This window comes from Parafrankia sp. EUN1f, from assembly GCF_000177675.1.
Classification (GTDB): domain Bacteria; phylum Actinomycetota; class Actinomycetes; order Frankiales; family Frankiaceae; genus Parafrankia.
This window is the reverse complement of record NZ_ADGX01000051.1, coordinates 1-19,394: the sequence shown is the minus strand read 5'-3', so window position 1 is coordinate 19,394 and position 19,394 is coordinate 1. Positions and strand designations below refer to the sequence as shown.

At 71.0% G+C, this 19,394-nt stretch carries 12 protein-coding genes; 10 read left to right on the top strand and 2 right to left on the bottom strand.

From position 1 onward, the window contains the following. Nucleotides 1-10: 10 nt before the first annotated feature. Nucleotides 11-4,963 carry a diguanylate cyclase gene (locus FREUN1FDRAFT_RS16870; RefSeq protein WP_006541322.1) on the bottom strand — a complete coding sequence of 1,651 codons (4,953 nt, stop codon included), beginning with the start codon at nucleotides 4,961-4,963 and terminating at the stop codon, nucleotides 11-13. 175 nt (nucleotides 4,964-5,138) lie between these two features. Beyond that, entirely contained in the window at nucleotides 5,139-5,828 is a 690-nt protein-coding gene (locus FREUN1FDRAFT_RS16865; RefSeq protein WP_006541321.1) for a TetR/AcrR family transcriptional regulator, read from the bottom strand. Nucleotides 5,829-6,095: 267 nt separating this feature from the next. Between FREUN1FDRAFT_RS16865 and FREUN1FDRAFT_RS16860 the strand changes: the two genes are divergently transcribed. The 10 genes from FREUN1FDRAFT_RS16860 to FREUN1FDRAFT_RS16815 all read left to right on the top strand — a co-directional run. Next, on the top strand, nucleotides 6,096-7,355 hold the full coding sequence (locus tag FREUN1FDRAFT_RS16860; protein ID WP_035951929.1) for an ABC transporter substrate-binding protein: 1,260 nt from the start codon (nucleotides 6,096-6,098) through the stop codon (nucleotides 7,353-7,355). A 90-nt stretch (nucleotides 7,356-7,445) separates the two neighbouring features. Then, nucleotides 7,446-9,719, top strand: coding sequence for an ABC transporter permease (locus FREUN1FDRAFT_RS16855; protein ID WP_006541319.1), 2,274 nt, complete (start codon nucleotides 7,446-7,448; stop codon nucleotides 9,717-9,719). Beyond that, a complete protein-coding gene (locus FREUN1FDRAFT_RS16850; protein WP_006541318.1) occupies nucleotides 9,709-10,479 on the top strand; it encodes an ABC transporter ATP-binding protein in 771 nt (256 codons plus the stop codon). The genes FREUN1FDRAFT_RS16855 and FREUN1FDRAFT_RS16850 overlap by 11 nt, the downstream gene beginning before the upstream one ends. Beyond that, entirely contained in the window at nucleotides 10,476-11,270 is a 795-nt protein-coding gene (locus FREUN1FDRAFT_RS16845; RefSeq protein WP_006541317.1) for an ABC transporter ATP-binding protein, read from the top strand. Before FREUN1FDRAFT_RS16850 ends, FREUN1FDRAFT_RS16845 begins: the two co-directional genes overlap by 4 nt. 44 nt (nucleotides 11,271-11,314) lie before the next feature. Then, the gene (locus FREUN1FDRAFT_RS16840; RefSeq protein WP_006541316.1) at nucleotides 11,315-13,267 is read left to right on the top strand and encodes a GMC family oxidoreductase; all 1,953 of its coding nucleotides are present in this window, start codon (nucleotides 11,315-11,317) and stop codon (nucleotides 13,265-13,267) included. Between the two features lie 130 nt (nucleotides 13,268-13,397). Beyond that, the gene (locus FREUN1FDRAFT_RS16835) at nucleotides 13,398-15,341 is read left to right on the top strand and encodes a long-chain fatty acid--CoA ligase (RefSeq protein WP_006541315.1); all 1,944 of its coding nucleotides are present in this window, start codon (nucleotides 13,398-13,400) and stop codon (nucleotides 15,339-15,341) included. Next, complete coding sequence (locus tag FREUN1FDRAFT_RS16830; protein WP_006541314.1) at nucleotides 15,338-15,838, top strand: DUF4334 domain-containing protein; 501 nt, start codon at nucleotides 15,338-15,340, stop codon at nucleotides 15,836-15,838. Before FREUN1FDRAFT_RS16835 ends, FREUN1FDRAFT_RS16830 begins: the two co-directional genes overlap by 4 nt. Before the next feature lie 49 nt (nucleotides 15,839-15,887). Beyond that, nucleotides 15,888-17,051, top strand: coding sequence for an acyl-CoA dehydrogenase family protein (locus FREUN1FDRAFT_RS16825; protein WP_006541313.1), 1,164 nt, complete (start codon nucleotides 15,888-15,890; stop codon nucleotides 17,049-17,051). Between the two features lie 30 nt (nucleotides 17,052-17,081). Beyond that, entirely contained in the window at nucleotides 17,082-18,290 is a 1,209-nt protein-coding gene (locus FREUN1FDRAFT_RS16820) for an acetyl-CoA C-acetyltransferase (RefSeq protein ID WP_006541312.1), read from the top strand. Between the two features lie 30 nt (nucleotides 18,291-18,320). Further along, nucleotides 18,321-19,394 (top strand): enoyl-CoA hydratase/isomerase family protein (locus FREUN1FDRAFT_RS16815; RefSeq protein ID WP_006541311.1); only part of this gene is annotated, 1,074 nt, incomplete at its 3' end.

Here is a 19,394-nt window from a genome sequence, read left to right as displayed (position 1 = left end):
CGGTCCCGGGTCAGGCTGTCTCCACCTGGTTGCGCCCGCCGTTCTTCGCCCGGTACAGGGCGGCATCCGCGGCGTTGGTCAGGGCCGCCACGCCGTCGCCGGCAGCCTCACCGTCGTCCTCGGCGGGGGTTGCCGCGGTGACGCCGATGCTGACCGTGATGACGGACTCGGCCGTCAGCGGGTGTGGTTCGGCGAGGTCCTCGACCGCGCGGCAGAGACGCCGGCCGAGGCGGGTGGCCGTGCCCAGGTCGGTGTCGGGCATCACGACGGTGAACTCCTCCCCGCCGTAACGTGCGGTGAGCAGCGCTCCACCGACGTTCTTCGCGAGGCACGCGGCGACCCGCTGCAGGCACCGGTCGCCGGCAGCATGCCCGAAGTGGTCGTTGTAGAGCTTGAAATGGTCGATGTCGATCATCGCCAGCGCGATGGGTGTGGCGTGTTGCCGGGCGCGCTGCCATTCGGCCTTCAGGACCTCCCCGAGACGCCGCCGGTTGGCGAGCCCGGTAAGCGGGTCGGTGACCGACAGCTGTTCCAGCTGGCGGTTCACGGCGGCGAGCTGCTTGTTCGTCGCGGCCAGCTCCTTGGTCCGGTCGGCCACCTTGCGTTCCATCGACGCGTAGACCCGGGCGTTGTCGAGCGAGACCGCGAGCTGCCCGGCGATGAGCATGATGCCTTCGAGGCGCTCGGTGGAGAACGCGCCGCGGATCATCCGGTTCTCCAGCAGCAGCATCGCCCGCAGGGCGCGCCGGATAGTGATCGGAATGGCGAGGAGCGAGCAGCGCTCGAGGCCGGCGAAGTAGGCGTCACGGTTAAAGCGGTCGTCCCGCGCGGCGTTGGGGACGACGACGGGCGCGTGGGTACGGGCCGCGTAGCGGACGACCGAGGACGGCAGCACCCTCCGCCGGCCGGCCTCGCGGAGCGTGACGGTGTCGCCGGAGTCGGTCGGCACCAGCCATTCGTCCTGCTCCTGTTCGTACAGCAGCAGATGGACACTGGTGGCTCCCGTCATCTCGGAGAGAATTCCCGCGACCTTCGTCTGGAGACCGGCGACGCTGGTCTCGGAGCTGAGAGCCTGGGAGGCGGCGACGACGGCGAGCAGGTCCACGGTGCCGATCGCCACCGCCGAGCGGCGCCCGGGCCGCTCCGCTGGCGAGGCGACGATCGGCTCCTGGGTCGCGGGCGTGATCCCGGCCATGATGCTGTTCCGCAGCCCCGGGTAGGCCCAGTCGAGCTGGCTGACCTTCGCGGTCGCGCCCCACTCGAGGTACTGGCGCCGGGCGGTCGCCAGGAGCGCATAGCCGGCTTCCTCCATGGCATGTGCCAGGTAGAAGCGTGCGGCGCGTTCCAGGACGAGGGCCCGGTGCCACGGGCGGGTCCGGACGGAGACCTCCCTCAGCGCCACGTCAAACGTGTATGCGGCCTCGTGGAAGTTCCCGACGGCCCACGCCCGCTCCGCCTCCGCCAGGCGCAGCAAGGGCAGGAAGTTGGCTGGTGCGTCGGCCGCGCGTGCGGCCAGCCATTCGATCGACGTGTCGAGCTCCCGCAGCGGGGTGTCGCGCTGCTCCGTGCCCGCGGCCCGTACCTGGGCCGCCAGCGCGATCGCGAGCAGCACCCGCGCCACCGCCGCGGAATAGTTCGTCTCGATCGCGAACCTGCAGGGCACCACGGCTGCGGCGTGATGTGCCGCGTCGGCCGGGCGGTCCAGAATCGTGGCCACGAGAGCCCGGGCCGCATGCAGGTTGGCGACGGAGAACGGGTCGCCGGCCAGCAGGCTCAGCTCCGCCGCCTCATCACCGGCCGATTCGGTGGCCTCGCCGCGCAGCGCCTGTACGAGCCGCTGGTATTCCCGGAACGTTCCTTCGGCGTGTCTGTTGCCGGTGCGCGCGGCGAACGCCAGCGCCTCGTCGACCGCCGAGGCGACGACATCAAGCGATGGCGCGCTGTCCAGCAGCGCGCAGAGCAGGGCGTAGTGGACCCAGCACGCGTTCTGCAGGTCGCCTCCGTGCACGAGGCCCTCCAGCGCCTGACGGCCCTGGGGCAGAATGTCCTCCAGCTGTGTGAACCAGTGGCCGCTGGTGATCACATAGATGAACTGCGCCTGCCAGATCTCGGGCTCGTAGCCGCGGGCTCGCCCGACCGCGAGTATCCGCTGCAGGATGCGGTGTCCGGTGCGGTAGTCGCCCCTGCGGACAATGCACACGACGGAGAGGTGGCTGACCGGGCCGACCAGGGTGCGATCCGGGCCGTGCCGCGCCCAGATCTCGAGCATCTTGATGCTCAGCCAGGCCATCAGTGTCTGGTCGCAGAAGAACGTCGCGACCATGAGCCGGTTGACGAGCCGGATGACGGCGAGCTCGTCCTGGTCGGTGACACCCGGCTTGCGCAGGTCGTCTGCCTCGCTGGTCGTGTCGAGCCACCGCGGGAGCTCGTCGAGTCCGCGGTCGGTCTCCGCGCTGACCGCGCCTTCGCCCGGAACGGATACGCCGAGGCGCCGCAGCTGGCCGAGGCCGAGTTGCGTCGCCTCGCTGGCAAGTCCCCGATTGGTGAGACTGATGACCTGCACCACCGTGGCGGAGGTGAGCTGGGCCGGCCGGGTGCACAGCCGGCTGATGGTCCGGTAGGTGTCGTCCGTGTCCTCCAGCCGGCCGAGGCTGTACAGCGCGGCCTGCCGCTCGGTGAGGACCGCGATCAGACTGTCGGTGTCGGCCGGGTCGACGAGTTCGACCGCCGCGGCCAGGAACCGTTCCACCAGCGGGTAGTTGCTCAGCAGTTTCGCCTGCTCGGCAGCGCGGCGGAAGAGCGCGGCCACCGCCCGCCGTTCCTCGGTTCCCCGGACGGCGTCGACCACCGGCAGGTACTGCTCGGCTGCCGCGGCGAAGAGCTCCGGTCGGGCGGCCAGGCGTCGTGCCAGGCGCAGCCGCCGCGCGGCCTGCTCCTGGGCAGGACAGCCACCCAGCACGGAATCCCGCGTCCGGTCATGGTGAAAACGGACGCTCGGATGGGCGTCGCACTCCCGCACCAGCAGGCCTTCGCCCAGCGCGGGGGTGAGCAGCCTCTCGACCTCCTCCACCGGCAGCCCCGTCGCGGCGGCCAGGACGCGCAGTTCCACCTGTCCTCCCAGGCACGCCATCGCTGCCAGGAGCTCGGCGGTGTCCGGCGGCAGCGCCGCCACCCGGGCGGCCAGCAGCGCGGTCACCTCCACCCGGTCGAGCCGGCGGCGCAGCACCGCCGCGTCCCATCGCCACCCGCCCGCGCCCGGGGCCACGACGCCGTCGCGCCGCAACGAGTTGAGCAGTTCCACGATGTCGTAGGGGTTGCCGCCGGTGGACGGCGCGATCGCCCGTGCCAGCCGCGCGGCGGGTTCCGGAGCCAGGTGCAGCATGTCGGCGACCATGGATGTCTGATCCGTCGGCGACAGGCCGCGCAGCCGCAGGCGCTGCGGGCCGGGCCGCTGGTCGCACCAGCGGGCGAGCAGCGGCGCCAGGGGATGGGCGGCGTCGATGTCTCTCTCTCGGTACGCGGCGACCAGCAGCAGCCCGGCGATCCGCTCCTCACCGCTGAACACCAGGTCGATGAAGCCCAGCGGCGTACGCCCGGCCCACTGCAGATCGTCGATGAAGAACACCACCGGCCGCGTGCTGGAGACGACGGCGCGCAGCACCTCGACCGGCGCATGTGAGAGCCGCACCTGCGCCGTCATCGGCTCCCCGGGCTCGGGGGGAACCCTCAGCAGCGCTGCCAGCTCCGGCACGGTGGCCGTGATCAGGCCGGCGTTGGAACCCAACGCCCGCAGCATCCGCTCCCGCACCTCGGCCAGGTAGTCCTCGGACTCGGCCAGCAGCAGCCGGCCCAGGGCGCGCAGCCCCTGCCGAACCCCGTCATAGTCCTGGCCACGGCGGTACTGGTCGAACTTGCCCGCCACGAACCAGCCGTTGTCGCCGGCCACGATCGGTCGCAGCGCATTGACCAGGGACGTCTTGCCGACGCCCGGCGCGCCCGTGACGAGGACCCCGTGCGAACCCCCGGTGACGGCCCTGGCGAACGCCGTGTCCAGCTCGTCGACCTCGCGGTCGCGGCCGACCAGCCGGGAGGGCGCCAGCGGGCGCATCGGGAGATCGTGCTCGCCGGGGTGCACCGCCGGCGCGCCGCGACGCACCAGCGCGAGGTCGTGCGCCAGCCCGTCGGCGGACTGGTAGCGGTCGTCAGGCTCCTTCTCCAGCAGGTGCATGATGATGACGGAAAGGCCGGCGGGCACGGACGGATTGACCGCCCCCGGCCGCGTCGGGATCCGCGCAAGATGATCATGGATGATCCGGAACGGGTTCCCGGTGCCGAACGGTGGCGCGCCGGTGGCCAGCTCGTACAGGGTGGCCCCGAGTGCGTACAGGTCGGTCCGCTGGTCGACGGGGCGACCCGTGCGCCCGATCAGCTCTGGTGCCAGGTACGGCAGGGTCCCGACTGTCGCGCCGGGGAAGCCGGGCTCTGGCCTGACCACCGGGCACGTCGTGGCGAGCGCGAAGTCGATCAGGCAGGGCGCCCCGTTGCCGGCGGCCACCACGATGTTCGCCGGGCAGATATCCCGATGCATCACACCCCGGTGGTGCATGCCCGCGACCGCGTGGGCCAGCGATTCGGCGAGAGCGATCAGCTCGGCCGGCTCCAGCGGGGTGTCCCGTCGGGACAGCGCGGTGCCGTCGACATCGGCCAGCAGGATCGATCCCGTGCACTCCGCCGGCCCGGCGGCGAGCTGAACGACACCCTCGACTCCTGACAACCGTTCGAGGATCTCCACTTCGTGGCCCAACCGCTGCTGTGCATCCGGGCCCAGCGGCTCCTTCCGGATCACCGGTCCCGTCGGCAGCATGATCCGGCTGATCCGGGTCCGGTCCGACGCGTGCAACACCACCGGTCGCGTCGCCACCGTCGGCGGATCCCGGCCCGGGGTCATCCGCCTGGCAGCCATATGTTCGCCCTTACGCCGCACCACGACCAGCTCACCTTGTCTAGCCTGCCCGCAAACACAACGGAACCAACGGACGCGGTCGGGGGGTACGCCGCGGGCGTGTGGCGGGTCGAGCGCAGGCGATGCGGGCCCGGGGGGAACCTCCCGCCACATCCTCGCCCGGGTGGCGCTCAGCTCAGGCCGAGGCGGCCCGGGTCGAGGTCGGTGGTGTCCCGCGCTTGGGGAGGCCGAGCGACCGCTCCCAGATCTTGTTGATCGTGTCGAGCAGGATCTCCCGGTCGTAGTCGGCGCCCTCGTAGGTCCAGGCCATGACCATCCGCTCGACCATGAGGGTCAGTGCGTGCGCGGTGTGCCGCGGATCGAGGTCGGGGTAGGCCATCCCGGCCAGCTGCCATCTGCTGATCGCCCTGGTCACCCGGCCCTGGAAGTGATCGGCGACCTCGTGCCACTGGGCCTTGAGCCGGTCGTCGTCATCCCGGGCCTGGTAGACCGCGCGCAGTACATGGACGTTGCGCTGGAAGGCGTCGATGTAGGCCCGGTTGACCTCCTCGACGCTGCCGGCCGGGTCGAGCTGGGTGCTGACGTGATCGGGCGCCAGCGTGGTCAGCTCGGCGGAGACGTCCTTCATGACCTCGTGCAGCAGGTCGTGCTTGGACCGGTAGTAGTTGTACAGCGTGCCGGAGGCCACCTTCGCCTCGGCGCTGATGTCGGAGAGCCGGGCGTTGTAGAACCCGTCCCGCTCGAAGACGACCCGGGCCGCCTCGGCGAGCCGCCGAGGCGTGGTCTCGCGACGAGGGTCGTTGCGGGTTCGCCGGGGGCTTTCCGGAGTGTTCCCACGTTTCCGGCCAGCGGTAGGCGTCGGCACAACCACTCCTCGTTCGTCGTCATGGATCTGGCGCGGGCGGGTCTCCACGCCTCCGCAAGCTGCAGCGATGGTACGAGCCCCGGTACCACGGCGGGGCAGCCCGCCCAGTCAAGCGTGTTCGGTCGCTCCCAATCAAGAGGTTGACGTCATCCTCAGTTTTGGTCTAACTTCCTGGCCGGTGACGCGCTTCACACCGAGGGGCCGAGGGTGGGGCCGGGTGCGGGGTCGCCGCGTCACACGAGCTGGCATCGAGAAGCGGGGCACTTCATGCGATTAATCGCGCGGAAGCGATCAAGGGTTGCCGTCGGTCTGGCACTGGGCCTCGTGCTCACGGTGACAGCGGCCTGCGGCGGCGATTCGAAGGATTCGGACGAGGCGTCGACGGGCCAGAACACCGCGACCGGCACACCGATCAAGGTGGGTTTCTTCAGCCCGGAAGGCGGGGTGAACACACTCCCCGGCGCCGTCGCTGGAATGAAGGCCGGTGTCTCGTATGTCAACACCGAGCTCGGCGGGGTCGACGGTCATCCGCTCGAGGTCGTCAGCTGCCCGGTCGACGGCACGCCCGAGAAGACGATCTCGTGTGCCAACAAGTTCGTGCAGGACAAGGTCGTCGCGGCGTTCGACGGCTTCAACTACAGCTCGAGCGCGGGTGTCGACATTCTCGTCGACGCCAAGATTCCGCTGGTCGGCCAGATCGCGTTCGACCAGATCACGGGCAGCAAGGCCGACGGTCGGGTCTTCTTCGGCGCGCCGCAGGCCTCGTTCCTCGTGGGTGCGCTGCAGGGCTTCAAGGCCCAGGGCATGACAGCGGTGACCATGACCCTGGTGGACACGCCGTCCGGTCACAACACCGTGGACAACCAGCTCAAGCCGCTGGCGACCGCCCTGGGGCTGAAGGCGGAGGGGGTCTACTTCTCGGCCACCAACCCGAACTTCAGCGCGCTGGCCTCGACGATCGTCTCCACCAAGCCTGACGTCGCCGGGCTCGTCGCCTCGCCCAACGAGTCGGTCTGCACCCAGCTGGTCAAGAACCTGCGGTCGCTCGGGTACAAGGGCGGGGTCTTCCTCGCGGCCTGCACCGGCTTCATCGACGCGGCACCCAAGGACGCCCCGGGCGCGATGATGTACGCCCCCGGATGGCTGCCGGGCTCGGAGAAGTACGCCCCTGCGGAGGCCGGCAAGCAGCTGGAGACGGCGGCGAAGGAAATCAAGCAGGCCGGCGGGTCGAAGGACTTCTTCGCCTACGGTCAGTTCGCGACCGTGGTGGACTTCGCCACCGGTCTGGCGACGACGCCGTCGGCCGACGGGCTCACCGGTGAGGCCGTGCTGACCACGCTCAAGGGCCTGAAGGACTTCCCGACCTTCCTCGGTTCGCCGGCCACCTGCGGCAAGCCGACCAGCCCGAACTGCACCACCCAGATGCTGCTGTTCAGCGTTCAGGACGACCTGACGCTGAAGCCGGTGGGCGATACCTGGATCGTTCCGTCGCCGCAGATCCTCTCCGCTATTCCGGGCGCGAGCTGAAGCTGAACGGAAGGAGCAAGACGTCCGCACCGCACCGGAAAGTGCGGTGCGGACGTCGGTTCGGCCGATGACCATTGTGACGCCGCATTCATGAGCGACATCCTGCAGTTCGCCGTTCTCGGGTTCTCGACCGGCGCCGTCTACGCGGTGCTCGGGTCCTCGCTGGTCAGCATCTACGTCGCGACCGGCATCATCAACTTCGCGCAGGGCTCGCTCGCGCTGTGGGGCGTCTGGCAGACGGCGGCCCTGCAGGCCAACGGGACGCTGGTCCTGCCCATCGGGAGTTTCAAGCTCACCGACGGCCCGACGGACACGGTGCCCGCCCTCCTGATCGGCGCGGCCAGCTGCCTGGTCTGGGCGGTTCTCGCGCACTTCCTGGTGTTCCGCCCGCTGCGCAGGGCGCCTGTCCTCGGGCAGGTGGTCGCGTCGGTGGGCATGATGCTGCTCCTGCAGGCACTGGTGACCCTGCGGTTCGACGCCGACACCCTGGGGCTCGACCCGACCGTCCTGATCCCGATGCCGATCCTGCCGTCCGACACCTTCACCCTCGCCGGTGCCACCATCGCGGTGAGCAATCTGATCCTCGCCGGCATCGCGATCGCGATCGCCGCGGGCATGTGGGCCTACCTGCGGTTCACGAAAATGGGGACGGCCACCCGGGCCGGTGCCGAGGACGAGCGAGCGCTGCGCCTGCTGGGCTACTCACCGGACCGCCTCGCGGCGCTGGTGTGGGGCGCGACCGGGTTCGTCTCCGGGCTGATCGTGGTGCTCGCGGCGCCGGCCATCGGCGGTCTTGACCCGACGAGCTACATGTTCTACGTCGTCCCGGCGCTGTCCGTCGCCCTTGTGGGCCGCCTCACCTCCGTCGGCACCGTGTGCGCGGCGGGTCTGGCCCTCGGCGCGCTCCAGCAGATCCTGCTGTTCGGAACCACCAAGGACTGGTGGCCGTCCTGGGCGCAGGCCGGGGTCGGCGACGCCATTCCGTTCGTCATCGTCGTCGTCGCCCTCTTCGCGCTCGGCCGCAGCATCCCCGAGCGCGGCAGCGCCGGGGTGGGGCGGCTCCCGCGGGTGTCGGTGCCGCGGCTGCGGCCGCTGCCGGTGGCGGGGGCCGTTGCGGTCGCCGGGCTGGTCATCGCGCTGACGTCCGGCACCTGGCGGTTCAGCCTGGTGATGTCGGCGATCTTCACGCTGATCGCGGTCTCCGTGGTGTTGCTGACCGGGTACCTCGGCCAGATCTCACTGGCCACGATGGCCTTCGCCGGTGCCGCCGGGTTCGCGTTGTCGAAGCTGACGACGAACGCGGGCGTGCCTTTCCCGTTCTCGCTCTTCCTCGCGGCGGTCGTGTCGACCCTGCTGGGGGTCATCGTCGGTGTTCCCGCACTGCGGATCCGCGGCGCGCAGCTCGCCGTCGCCACTGTTGCGGCGGCGCTCGCCATCGAGGCCTTCGTCTTCAACAACCCGTCGCTGACCCCGTACTCGGGCGCGCTGATCAAGGATCCGTCCCTGTTCGGCTACTCGCTGGCGGTGCGCGAGGGGACGAACATCATCACGCTGCGGTTCTCCTACCTGGTGCTCGCGGTCGTGGTGCTGCTGCTGATCGCGGTGGCACGGCTGTTCGGCGGAGCCACCGGGCGGGCCTTCCTGGCGGTGCGCTCCAACGAGCGGGCGGCTTCGAGCGCCGGAGTCGACGTGGCCGCGACGAAGCTGCTCGGGTTCGCGATCGCGTCGTTCCTCGCCGGCATCGGCGGTGGACTGATCGGCTACAGCAGCGGTCAGCTGTCCGCGGCGTCGTTCACCGTGCTGGTCGGGCTCACCGTGCTGGCGATGACGTACGTCGGCGGGATCACCACCATCACCGGTGCCGTCATCGCCGGGCTTGCCGGGCCGCTCGGCGTCCTCTACCTCTTCCTGAACCAGAGCCTCGACCTCAGCAAGTACTACACGCTCATCGCCGCGCTCGGCATGCTGCTGCGCGCGGTGGTGTTCCCGCCGGACGGCGGCCCCGTCCAGGAGTGGCTCGCCGCCAGGCTCCCACGCCGAACGCCTGCCCTGGCCACCGGCGCCGGCTCCGTCACAGCTGGCTCCGTCACAGCTGGCTCCGTCACAGCCGGCTCGGTCACAGCCGGCACCGCCGCCACGTCGGCCGGAACTGCCGCCGCCAGCACTGCGACCGCTCCCAGCGCCGGCACCACCGACGGCGTCGCCGCCTCCGCCGCCTCCGCCGCCTCCGCCGCCTCCGCCGCCTCCGCCGCCTCCGCCGCCTCCGGCGGCCCCGCCGATTCCGAAAGCTCCGCCGATTCCGACAGCGTGACCGCGGCCGACGCGGCGCCGTCCATAGCAGCGAGGTCCGCCGATGCCCGCTGAACCCGATTCGAAGCAGCGCCTGCTCGCGACCGCGGGCGTCTCGGTCCACTACGGCGGCGTGCGGGCCAACGACGAGATCACACTCGCCGTGGACGGCGGGGAGATCGTCGGCCTCATCGGGCCGAACGGCGCCGGCAAGACGACCTTCGTCGACGCAATCACCGGCTTCACCCGGTACACGGGCACCGTCGAGCTGGGCGGCACCAGCCTGGATGACGCCGGCCCGCACCGGCGCCGCCGGGCAGGCCTGGCCCGTACCTGGCAGGCCGGCGAGCTCTTCGGTGATCTCACGGTCGCCGAGAACCTGATCGTCGCGGTCGAGGGTGGCGGTGTCCGCGGCGCGCTCACCGACGTGTTCGGCCGCCGCCGGCGCACCGACCAGGCGGTGTGGAACGCGCTGGAGCTGGTCGGGCTGGCGGAGTTGGCGGAACACCGGCCCGACCAGCTCACGCTGGGCCAGCAGAAGCTGGTCGGGGTGGCCCGCGCGATCGTCGGCGCCACGCAGGTGCTGCTGCTGGACGAACCGGCTGCGGGCCTGGACACCGAGGAGAGCGTGGCGTTCGGCGGCGAGCTACGCCGGCTGGCCGCGAGCGGCCTCGGCGTGCTGCTCATCGACCACGACATGACCCTCGTTCTGGACGTCTGCGACCGCGTCTACGTCATGGACTTCGGCCGGATCATCGCGACGGGGACACCCGCCGAGGTCAGTGCCGACGAGCGTGTCGTGGCCGCCTACCTCGGGAGCGCGGTGACCACATGACCACCCCGACCCCTACCCCTACCCCGACCCCGACCCCGACCGATACCGAGAGCCCGGTGGAGTCCGCGACAGTGACCCCCACGGCCACTGCCACGGCGGCCGAGCCGGCTCTGGTGATCGAGAACCTCAGCGCCGGCTACCGCGGGGTGCCCGCCATCCGCGGGGTGAACCTGCGGGTCGACCCGGGCAACATCCTGGCGCTGCTCGGCCCGAACGGCGCCGGAAAGACGACCACCCTGCTCGCCGCCGCCGGCCTGCTGACCCCGCTGAGCGGCACCGTCACCGCGCTCGGGGCCCCCGTCAGCGGCCGGGTCGAACGGACCGCGCGGGCCGGCGTCAGCCTGATCCCCGACGACCGGGGCCTGTTCCACCGCCTGACCGTGATCGAGAACCTCCGCCTCGCCGGCGGCCGCGACGAGCTGGACCAGGCGCTCGAGCGGTTCCCGCAGCTGCGGCCGCTGCTCCGGCGCCGGTGCGGCCTGCTTTCGGGCGGTGAGCAGCAGAGCCTGGCGATCGCGCGCACGCTCATGCGCAAGCCCAGGGTGCTGCTCATCGACGAGCTGAGCATGGGGCTCTCCCCGATCGCGATCCAGGCGATCCTGCCCACGCTGCGCCAGCTCGCCGACGAGACGAACCTGGCGATCGTGCTGGTCGAGCAGCACATCGACCAGGCGCTGTCGATCGCGGACAGCGCGGTGGTCCTCCACCACGGCTCGGTCGCGCTGAGTGGGCCCGCTGCCGCGCTGCGCGAGGACCGCCAACAGATCCAGAGCGCCTACTTCGGCCGCTGACGCTGCCGGCCGACGACACCCACGACACCTCCGGGACCGGGGCATTGACACTCAGAGCCAGACAGCGCGCAGCGCTCGCCGCCATCTGCGACACGTTCGCGCCCGGCGACGGCGCCGGCCTCCCGCCCGCCAGCGCCCTCGGTGCGGTCGACATCGCAGAGGCGGTGGCGGCAGGCCTGCCCCGGGCCGCGGACCGTCGGCAGCTCGCGACGCTGCTGTCGGTGTGGGACACCCGCCTCGGTGGCCTCCTGCTCGGCGCGGGGCCGAGGCGGTTCTCCACCCTCGAGCCGGCCGCCCGGCAGGACGTCCTGCTGCGGCTGGGGGAGTCGCCGGCGGAGCAGAAGCGGGTGCTGTTCCAGGCCCTGCGGATGCTGGCCACCTCGTCGTACTACTTCGCCCCGGGGCCGACCGGTTCGTCGCCGGCGTGGGAGGCGATCGGCTACCCCGGCCCGCTGGGCCCGCGGGAGGGTGCCCCCCGCCCCCCGCTGGCGCCGCTGACCCCCACCGCGGACACCACCCTCGACTGTGACGCGGTGGTTGTCGGGTCGGGTGCGGGCGGCGGCACCGCGGCCGGGGTGCTCGCCGGCGCCGGCCTCGACGTCGTCGTCCTCGAACGCGGCGGGTACTACGACGACGCGGATTTCGACGGCGGTGAGCTGTCGGGCCTGAGCCGGATGTACGCGGCGGGGCCGGCGACGACGGCGGAGGGCCAGGTCGCCCTGGTCGCGGGTTCCTGCCTGGGCGGGGGAACGGTCGTCAACTGGTCCACGTCGCTGCCGACCCCGCCGCGGATCCGTGCCCAGTGGGCGGGGCTGGGCGCCAAGCAGTTCGACGAGGACGAGTTCACGCGGGCGCTGGACGCGGTGAACCAGCGGCTGTCGGTCAACACCGACCACAGCACCCCCTCGGCGCGGGACGCGGTGCTCGAACGCGGGCTCACCGCGCTCGGCTGGCACGTCGACGCGCTGCCGCGCAACGTCACCGGCTGTGACATGGCCGTCGAATGCGGGCGGTGCGGTCTCGGCTGTCGTCTCGGCGCCAAGCAGTCGGTCACGAAGACGTGGCTCGCGGACGCGCAGGCGCACGGTGCCCGGCTGGTCGTCAACGTCGACGTCCGCCGCATCGACGTGCAGGGCGGCCGCGCCGTCGGTGTCGAAGGTGTCACCCCGGACGGTCACGCGGTGAAGGTGCGTGCCCGGGCGGTCGTCGCCGCCGCCGGCGCCATCCAGACACCCGCGCTGCTGCGCCGGTCGGGCCTGTCCAACCCCAACATCGGCCGGTACCTGCGGCTGCACCCGGCGACCGCCGTATGGGGCGTGTTCGACGAGCCGATCCGCCCCTGGGAGGGCGGTATGCAGACGCGCTACTCCCTGGAGCACAGCGACCTCGACGGAGACGGGTACGGCGTGATCTACGAGACGGGCCCGGGTAACCCGGGCGCCCTGCAGGGCTTCATGAACTGGCGGGGCGGTGGGGCACACCTCGCCGCGATGAAGGACCTCGCGCACACCGCGGGAGTCGGCATCATCACCCGTGACCGCGATCCCGGTGAGGTCCGGGTCGGGCGGGATGGTGAACCCGTGCCGCACTATCGGCTTTCGGCCCACGACACCGCGCACGTGAAGGCGGGAATCGAGGGCGCCGCCCGCATTCTGGAGGCCGCGGGAGCACGCCGGATATACTCGGCTCATCAGGCCGGTCCATCCTATGAACCGGGCCGGTACGGATCACACGGTGAATTCGTTGCCGCCTGCCACAACGCGGGTTATGGTCCGGGTGAATGCTCGATCGCGGCGTTGCACATCATGGGCACGGCGCGAATGGGTGACGCCCCGGACATGAGCGCGACCAACCCGGATGGCGGCATCTGGGAGCTGCCGAATGTCGTGGTGGCGGATGCGTCGTGTTTTCCCACCTCGCCTGGAGTGAATCCCATGGTCTCCATCGAGGCGATCGCCTACATGAATGCCCGACGCCTGGCCGCCAGGCTTGCGTAACGGGCGGCACTGCCTGACGGACCCGCGTCTTCACCTCAGATCATCGGTGCTGGGCAAAGGCAAGGGGCCGGAACGAGTCCGTGATTGGTGGCCTTACCGGCGGCCGATGGATCCCAGGAGGAGCGAAGAGATGACCGACATCGCGTTACAGCGCGCAGCGATCGACGCCGAGATCGAAGGCCTGACCCTCGTCGGGGTCCTCGAACGCACGGTGCGCGAGCGCGGCACCGAGCCCGCCTACTCCGACCGGCGCCTCGCCGACGGGGCGGATGACGGCCGCGGCTGGCGGACCGTCACCTGGGCCGAGCTGGTCGACCGTGCCCGTGAGCTGGCCGCGGGCTTCCTGGACGCGGGCCTCGCACCCGGCGAGGCGGTGGCCATCATGGCCTCCAACCGGATCGAGCACGTCGTGGCGGACATCGCCACCGTGCTCGCCGGCGGCATCCCCGTGTCGGTCTACAACACGCTCTCGCCGGAACAGGTCGCCTACGTCGCCGGGCATGTCGAGCCGCGGATCGTCGTGCTCGAGACCGCCGACCACGCCGCTCGCTGGTCCGTGGTGCTCGCGGAAAAGTCCACGGTGAGCCAGGTCATCGCGTTCGGCACCGCCTTCGACGCACTGACCGCGAGCGCCGACGCCGACGCCGACGCCGACGCCGACGCCGCCGGGTCCGTGGCGGTGGCCGCCGACGTGCGCGTCGTCACCTGGGACCAGGCGGCGTCCGACGGTGCGGTGGCGCTGGCACATCGCCACGCGGAGCTGGCCGCCCGGGGCGAGGCCATCAAGCCGGACGACCCGATCACGATCCTGTACACATCCGGTACCACGGGCCGGCCCAAGGGCGTCGTCCTCACCCATCGCAACGTCTGGTTCGAGGCGGCCGTCTCGGCCCGCAAGGCGCACCTGGACGGGCCGGGCATCTCGGTGTCCTACCTGCCGTTCGCGCACATCGCCGAACGAATCCTCGGCCTGTACATCCCGCAACTGCAGGGCGGTCACGTCCACCTCATCGACGATCCGGCGGCGCTCGCCCCCGCGCTCGCCGAGATCCGTCCCACTCGATTCTTCGGGGTTCCGCGGGTCTGGGAGAAGATTCGCGCGGGGATCGGGGCGAAGCTCGCGGCCGAGCCGAACGCGGCGAAGCGCGAGGCCGTCGCGCAGGCCCTCGCCATCGGGCAGGCCTATGTCGAGTCCACGCAGACGGGGCAGACGACGTCGCCGGAGCTGCGGGCGCGGTTCGAGGCGGTCGACGGGCCGATCCTGCGGCCGCTGCGCGCCGCACTCGGCCTCGACCGGATCGAGTGGGCGTCCAGTGCCGCCGCCCCCATGCCGGTGGAGATCGCCCGCTTCCTGGCCGGGCTGGGCCTGAGCGTCTACGACGTGTACGGCATGACCGAGACGACCGCCTCGGCGACGGCCGGCGGCCCGGACGCGTTCCGGCTCGGCACTGTCGGCACCGCCCAGGACGGCATCGAGGTACGCATCGCCGACGACGGCGAGATCCTGGTGCGCGGGCCGATCACGACACCCGGCTACCACAAGGAGCCCACGGCGACCGCCGAGCTGATCGACCCCGACGGCTGGGTGCACACCGGGGACGTGGGCGAGCTCGACGAGGACGGCTTCCTGCGGGTGGTCGACCGCAAGAAGGACATCATCATCACCTCGTCGGGCAAGAACGTCGCCCCGTCGAACATCGAGAACGCGCTCAAGGAGAGCCCGCTGATCGGGCAGGCGCTGGTGATCGGTGAAGGCCGCCCGTACCTCGTGGCGATCCTGACCCTCGACGGCGAGACGGCGCCGATCATCGCGCGGCGGCTCGGTGCCGAGGGCACGACGGTGGCCGAGCTCGCGGTCGACCCGGCGATCCTGGACGCGGTCGCCGCGGTCGTCGCGGCGACGAACGCGCGCCTGTCACGGCCCGAGCAGATCAAGGCCTACGAGCTGCTCACCGAGGAGTGGACCATCGGCGGCGAGCAGCTCACACCCACGCTGAAGCTGAAGCGCAAGGTCGTGATCAGCCGATACGAGGACGTCATCGCCGACCTCTACCAGAGAGGGCGCACGGCATGACCGATCTTTCCCGGACGGACCAGGCGGAGCAGACCGACCAGGTCCGGCGCTGGACGGCACTGCGGGAGTCCGCCGGGCCGATCGAGCCCACCGAGCTGGACGACCTGTGGGCCGCGCTCGCCCCCGTCGACGCGGGCGACATCCTGGGGCAGTGGCGCGGCTTCGCCTTCCCCACCGGGCATCGGATGGGCAGGCTGCTGGTCCGCAGCCGCTGGTACGGCAAGCGGTTCGTCGCCCTGGACGACGCGGTGCCGCTGCTGTGCGTCGGCCCGGACGGCGAGCTGTTCTCCGACGTCGAGTCCGGCCGGGGCCTGGCGAGCCTGTGGAACGTGGAGTTCCGCGGCGAGGTGACAGCGACGATGGTCTACGACGGAATGGCCGTTCTCGACCATTTCAAGAAGGTCGACGACCGCACCCTGATGGGCATCATGAACGGCAAGCCGGGCCTGGTGCTGGACAACGGCCGGCATTTCTATTTCGGGTTGGAACGGGACTGAGCCGTCCGCGGTCCTGACCACGAGACGACATCGCTGAACGGAGAATTCGATGAGTGGCGTCTACGCGACCCGCCGCCCCCTGTACGAGGACGAGCACGAGGAGTTCCGCTCCACTGTCCGTGCTTTTGTCGACAAGTACGCAAAGCCGAACGCCGAGCGCTGGCAGGCGGGGGGCAAGGTCGACCGCTGGCTGTTCCAGGAGGCCGGGAACGCGGGCGTCCTCGGGTTCAACATCCCGGAGGAGTACGGCGGCGGTGGAACGAAGGACTTCCGCTTCAACGCGATCGTCGCGGAGGAGCTCGGCCGCAACCCGGTCTCCGACGGCATGGCCGGTGTCGGCCTGTCCAACGACATCGTCATCCCGTACTTCATCGACCTGACCAACGACGAGCAGAAGGCCCGCTGGCTGCCGGGGATCGCGAAGGGCGACCTGATCGTCGCCGTCGCCATGACCGAGCCGGGCACCGGCAGCGACCTCGCGGGCATCCGCACCAGCGCGGTGCGCGACGGCGACCACTACGTCGTCAACGGCAGCAAGACGTTCATCTCGAACGGGCAGAACGCGGACCTGGTCGTCACGGCGGTGCGTACCAGCGAGGACCCGCACAAGGGCCTGAGCCTGATGGTCATCGAGGCGGACAGCCCCGGCTTCGGGCGGGGGCGGAACCTGGAGAAGATCGGTCTGCACGCCCAGGACACCAGCGAGCTGTTCTTCAGCGACGTGCGGGTGCCGGTGGAGAACCTGCTCGGCGCGGAGGGGAGCGGTTTCCTCGGGCTGATGAAGAACCTGCCGCAGGAACGCCTCTCGATCGCCGCCGGCGCCATCGCGGCGACCGAGGGCGTGCTCGAGCGCACGCTGTCCTATGTCACCGAGCGCAAGGCCTTCGGCAAGCCCGTCGGCGCGTTCCAGAACACCCGTTTCCAGCTCGCGGAAATGGTGACCGCGGCCAGGGTCAGCCGTGTCTACATCGACGACCTCATCACCCGGCACACGGCGGGCGAGGTGACCGCGGCGGAGGCCGCCGCCGCGAAGTTCTGGACCACCGAGCAGCTCGTCGACATCGTCGGGCGCTGCCTGCAGTTGCACGGCGGCTACGGCTACATGCTCGAGTACCGCATCGCGCAGGACTACCTCGACTCGCGCATCACCACGATCTACGGCGGCACGACGGAAATCATGAAGGAGATCGTCGGCCGCGACCTCGGTCTGTGACGCGAAAGACCTGCTGAGAAAGGAAACCTCGTGTCCGAGGCGTTCATCTACGATGCCGTGCGCACCCCCCGCGGAAAGAACCGCGGCGGAGCGCTGCACGGCACCAAGCCGGTCGACCTCGTGGTGGGCCTGATCCAGGCGCTGCTCGAGCGCAACCCCGGCCTGGACCCCACCCGGATCGACGACATCGTCCTCGGCGTCGTCTCCCCGGTCGGCGAGCAGGGCGGCGACATCGCCCGGACCGCGGCGCTCGTCGCGGGGCTGCCCGACGTCGTCGCCGGCGTTCAGGTCAACCGCTTCTGCGCGTCCGGCCTGGAGGCGGTCAACCTGGCGGCGCAGAAGGTCGGCTCCGGCTTCGAGAGCCTGGTGCTCGCCGGCGGCGTCGAGTCGATGTCGCGGGTGCCGCTGGGCTCCGACGGCGGTGCCTACGTGCAGGACCCCACCACGGCGTACGACTCGTACTTCGTCCCGCAGGGTGTCAGCGCCGACCTCATCGCGACCCTGGAGGGCTTCACCCGCGAGGACGTCGACGCGTTCGCCGTCCGCTCCCAGGAACGCGCCGACACCGCCTGGCGTGAGGGGCGTTTCGCCCGGTCGATCGTGCCCGTCACCGACCTCAACGGCGTGCTCCTGCTCGACACCGACGAACACCGCCGGGCCGGCACCACCGTCGAGAGCCTCGGGAAGCTCAAGCCGTCCTTCGCCGCCCTCGGCGACCAGGCCGGTTTCGACGCGGTCGCGCTGCAGAAGTACCACCAGCTCGAGCGGATCGAGCACGTGCACCACGCGGGCAACAGCTCCGGCATCGTCGACGGCGCGTCGCTGGTCGTCATCGGTGACGCGGCGGTCGGTGAGCGCCTGGGCCTGACCCCCCGCGCACGCATCGTCGCGACGGCCGTCATCGGGTCCGAGCCGACGATCATGCTCACCGGTCCGACACCGGCGACCGAGAAGGTGCTCGCGAAGGCCGGCCTCACCGTCGACGACATCGATCTGTTCGAGCTCAACGAGGCCTTCGCCGCCGTCGTCCTGAAATGGCAGCGGGACCTCAAGATCCCGGCCGAGAAGGTCAACGTCAACGGCGGCGCCATCGCGCTCGGCCATCCCCTCGGCGCGACCGGCGCCATGATCCTCGGCACCGTGCTCGACGAGCTCGAACGCACCGGCGGCCGCCGGGGCCTGGTGACGCTGTGCGTCGGCGCGGGCATGGGCATCGCCACCGTCATCGAGCGCGTCTAAGCGCGGATCAGCGGGTCTAGGAGACATCAGATGGTCAGCTCAGGCATCAGGTACAGCCATGGCGCGGACGGCATCGTGACCCTGACGATGGACGATCCCGACGCGCCGGTGAACACCATGAACGACAACTTCATGCTCGGGCTGCGCGAGGCGGTCGACCGCCTCGAGTCCACCCGCGAGGACGTCGTCGGCGTGCTGCTCACCTCGGCGAAGAAGAGCTTCTTCGCGGGAGGTGACCTCAACCGGCTGCGCGCGGGCTCCGCGGAGCAGGCCGCCGAGGAGACCGACTACATCAACAGCATGAAGGCCGACATGCGCCGGCTGGAGAAGCTCGGCAGGCCGGTCGTCGCGCTCATCGGCGGCGCCGCGCTCGGCGGCGGGCTCGAGGTCGCGCTCTGCGCCCACCACCGGATCGCCGCGGACGTCCCCGGCACCCAGATCGGCCTGCCCGAGGTCTCCCTCGGGCTGCTCCCCGGCGGCGGCGGGATCTCCCGCACCGTGCGGATGATGGGCCTGCTCAAGGCGCTGCAGAACGTGATCCTGCCGGCCACGAAGTTCGGCCCACGCGCAGCCTTGGACGTCGGCTTGGTCGACGAGGTCGTCGGCGACGCGTCGGAGCTGGAGCCCCGCGCCCGCGCCTGGATCGCGGCGAACCCGGCGCCGGTCAAGCCGTGGGACGTCAAGGGCTTCACGCTGCCCGGCGGTGACGTGCGCAGCCCGCAGGTCGCGACGACGCTTCAGACGCTGGCCTCCCTGCTGCGCAAGCAGTCGCGGGGAGCGCCGGCCCCGGCGCCGCGGGCGGCGCTGGCGGCGGCGGTCGAGGGCGCATACGTCGACTTCGACACCTCGTCCCTCGTCGAGACGCGCTACCTGGTCCACCTCACCACCGGTCAGATCGCCAAGAACATGATCAAGGCGTTCTTCTTCGACCTGCAGCACATCAACTCCGGGGGCAGCCGGCCCGCGGGCCACCCGAAGTACACGACCCGCAAGGTCGGCGTCGTCGGCGCCGGCATGATGGGCGCCGGCATCGCGTACGTGAGCGCCAAGGCCGGCATCGAGGTCGTCCTCAAGGACGTCACCGTGGACGCGGCCGAGAACGGG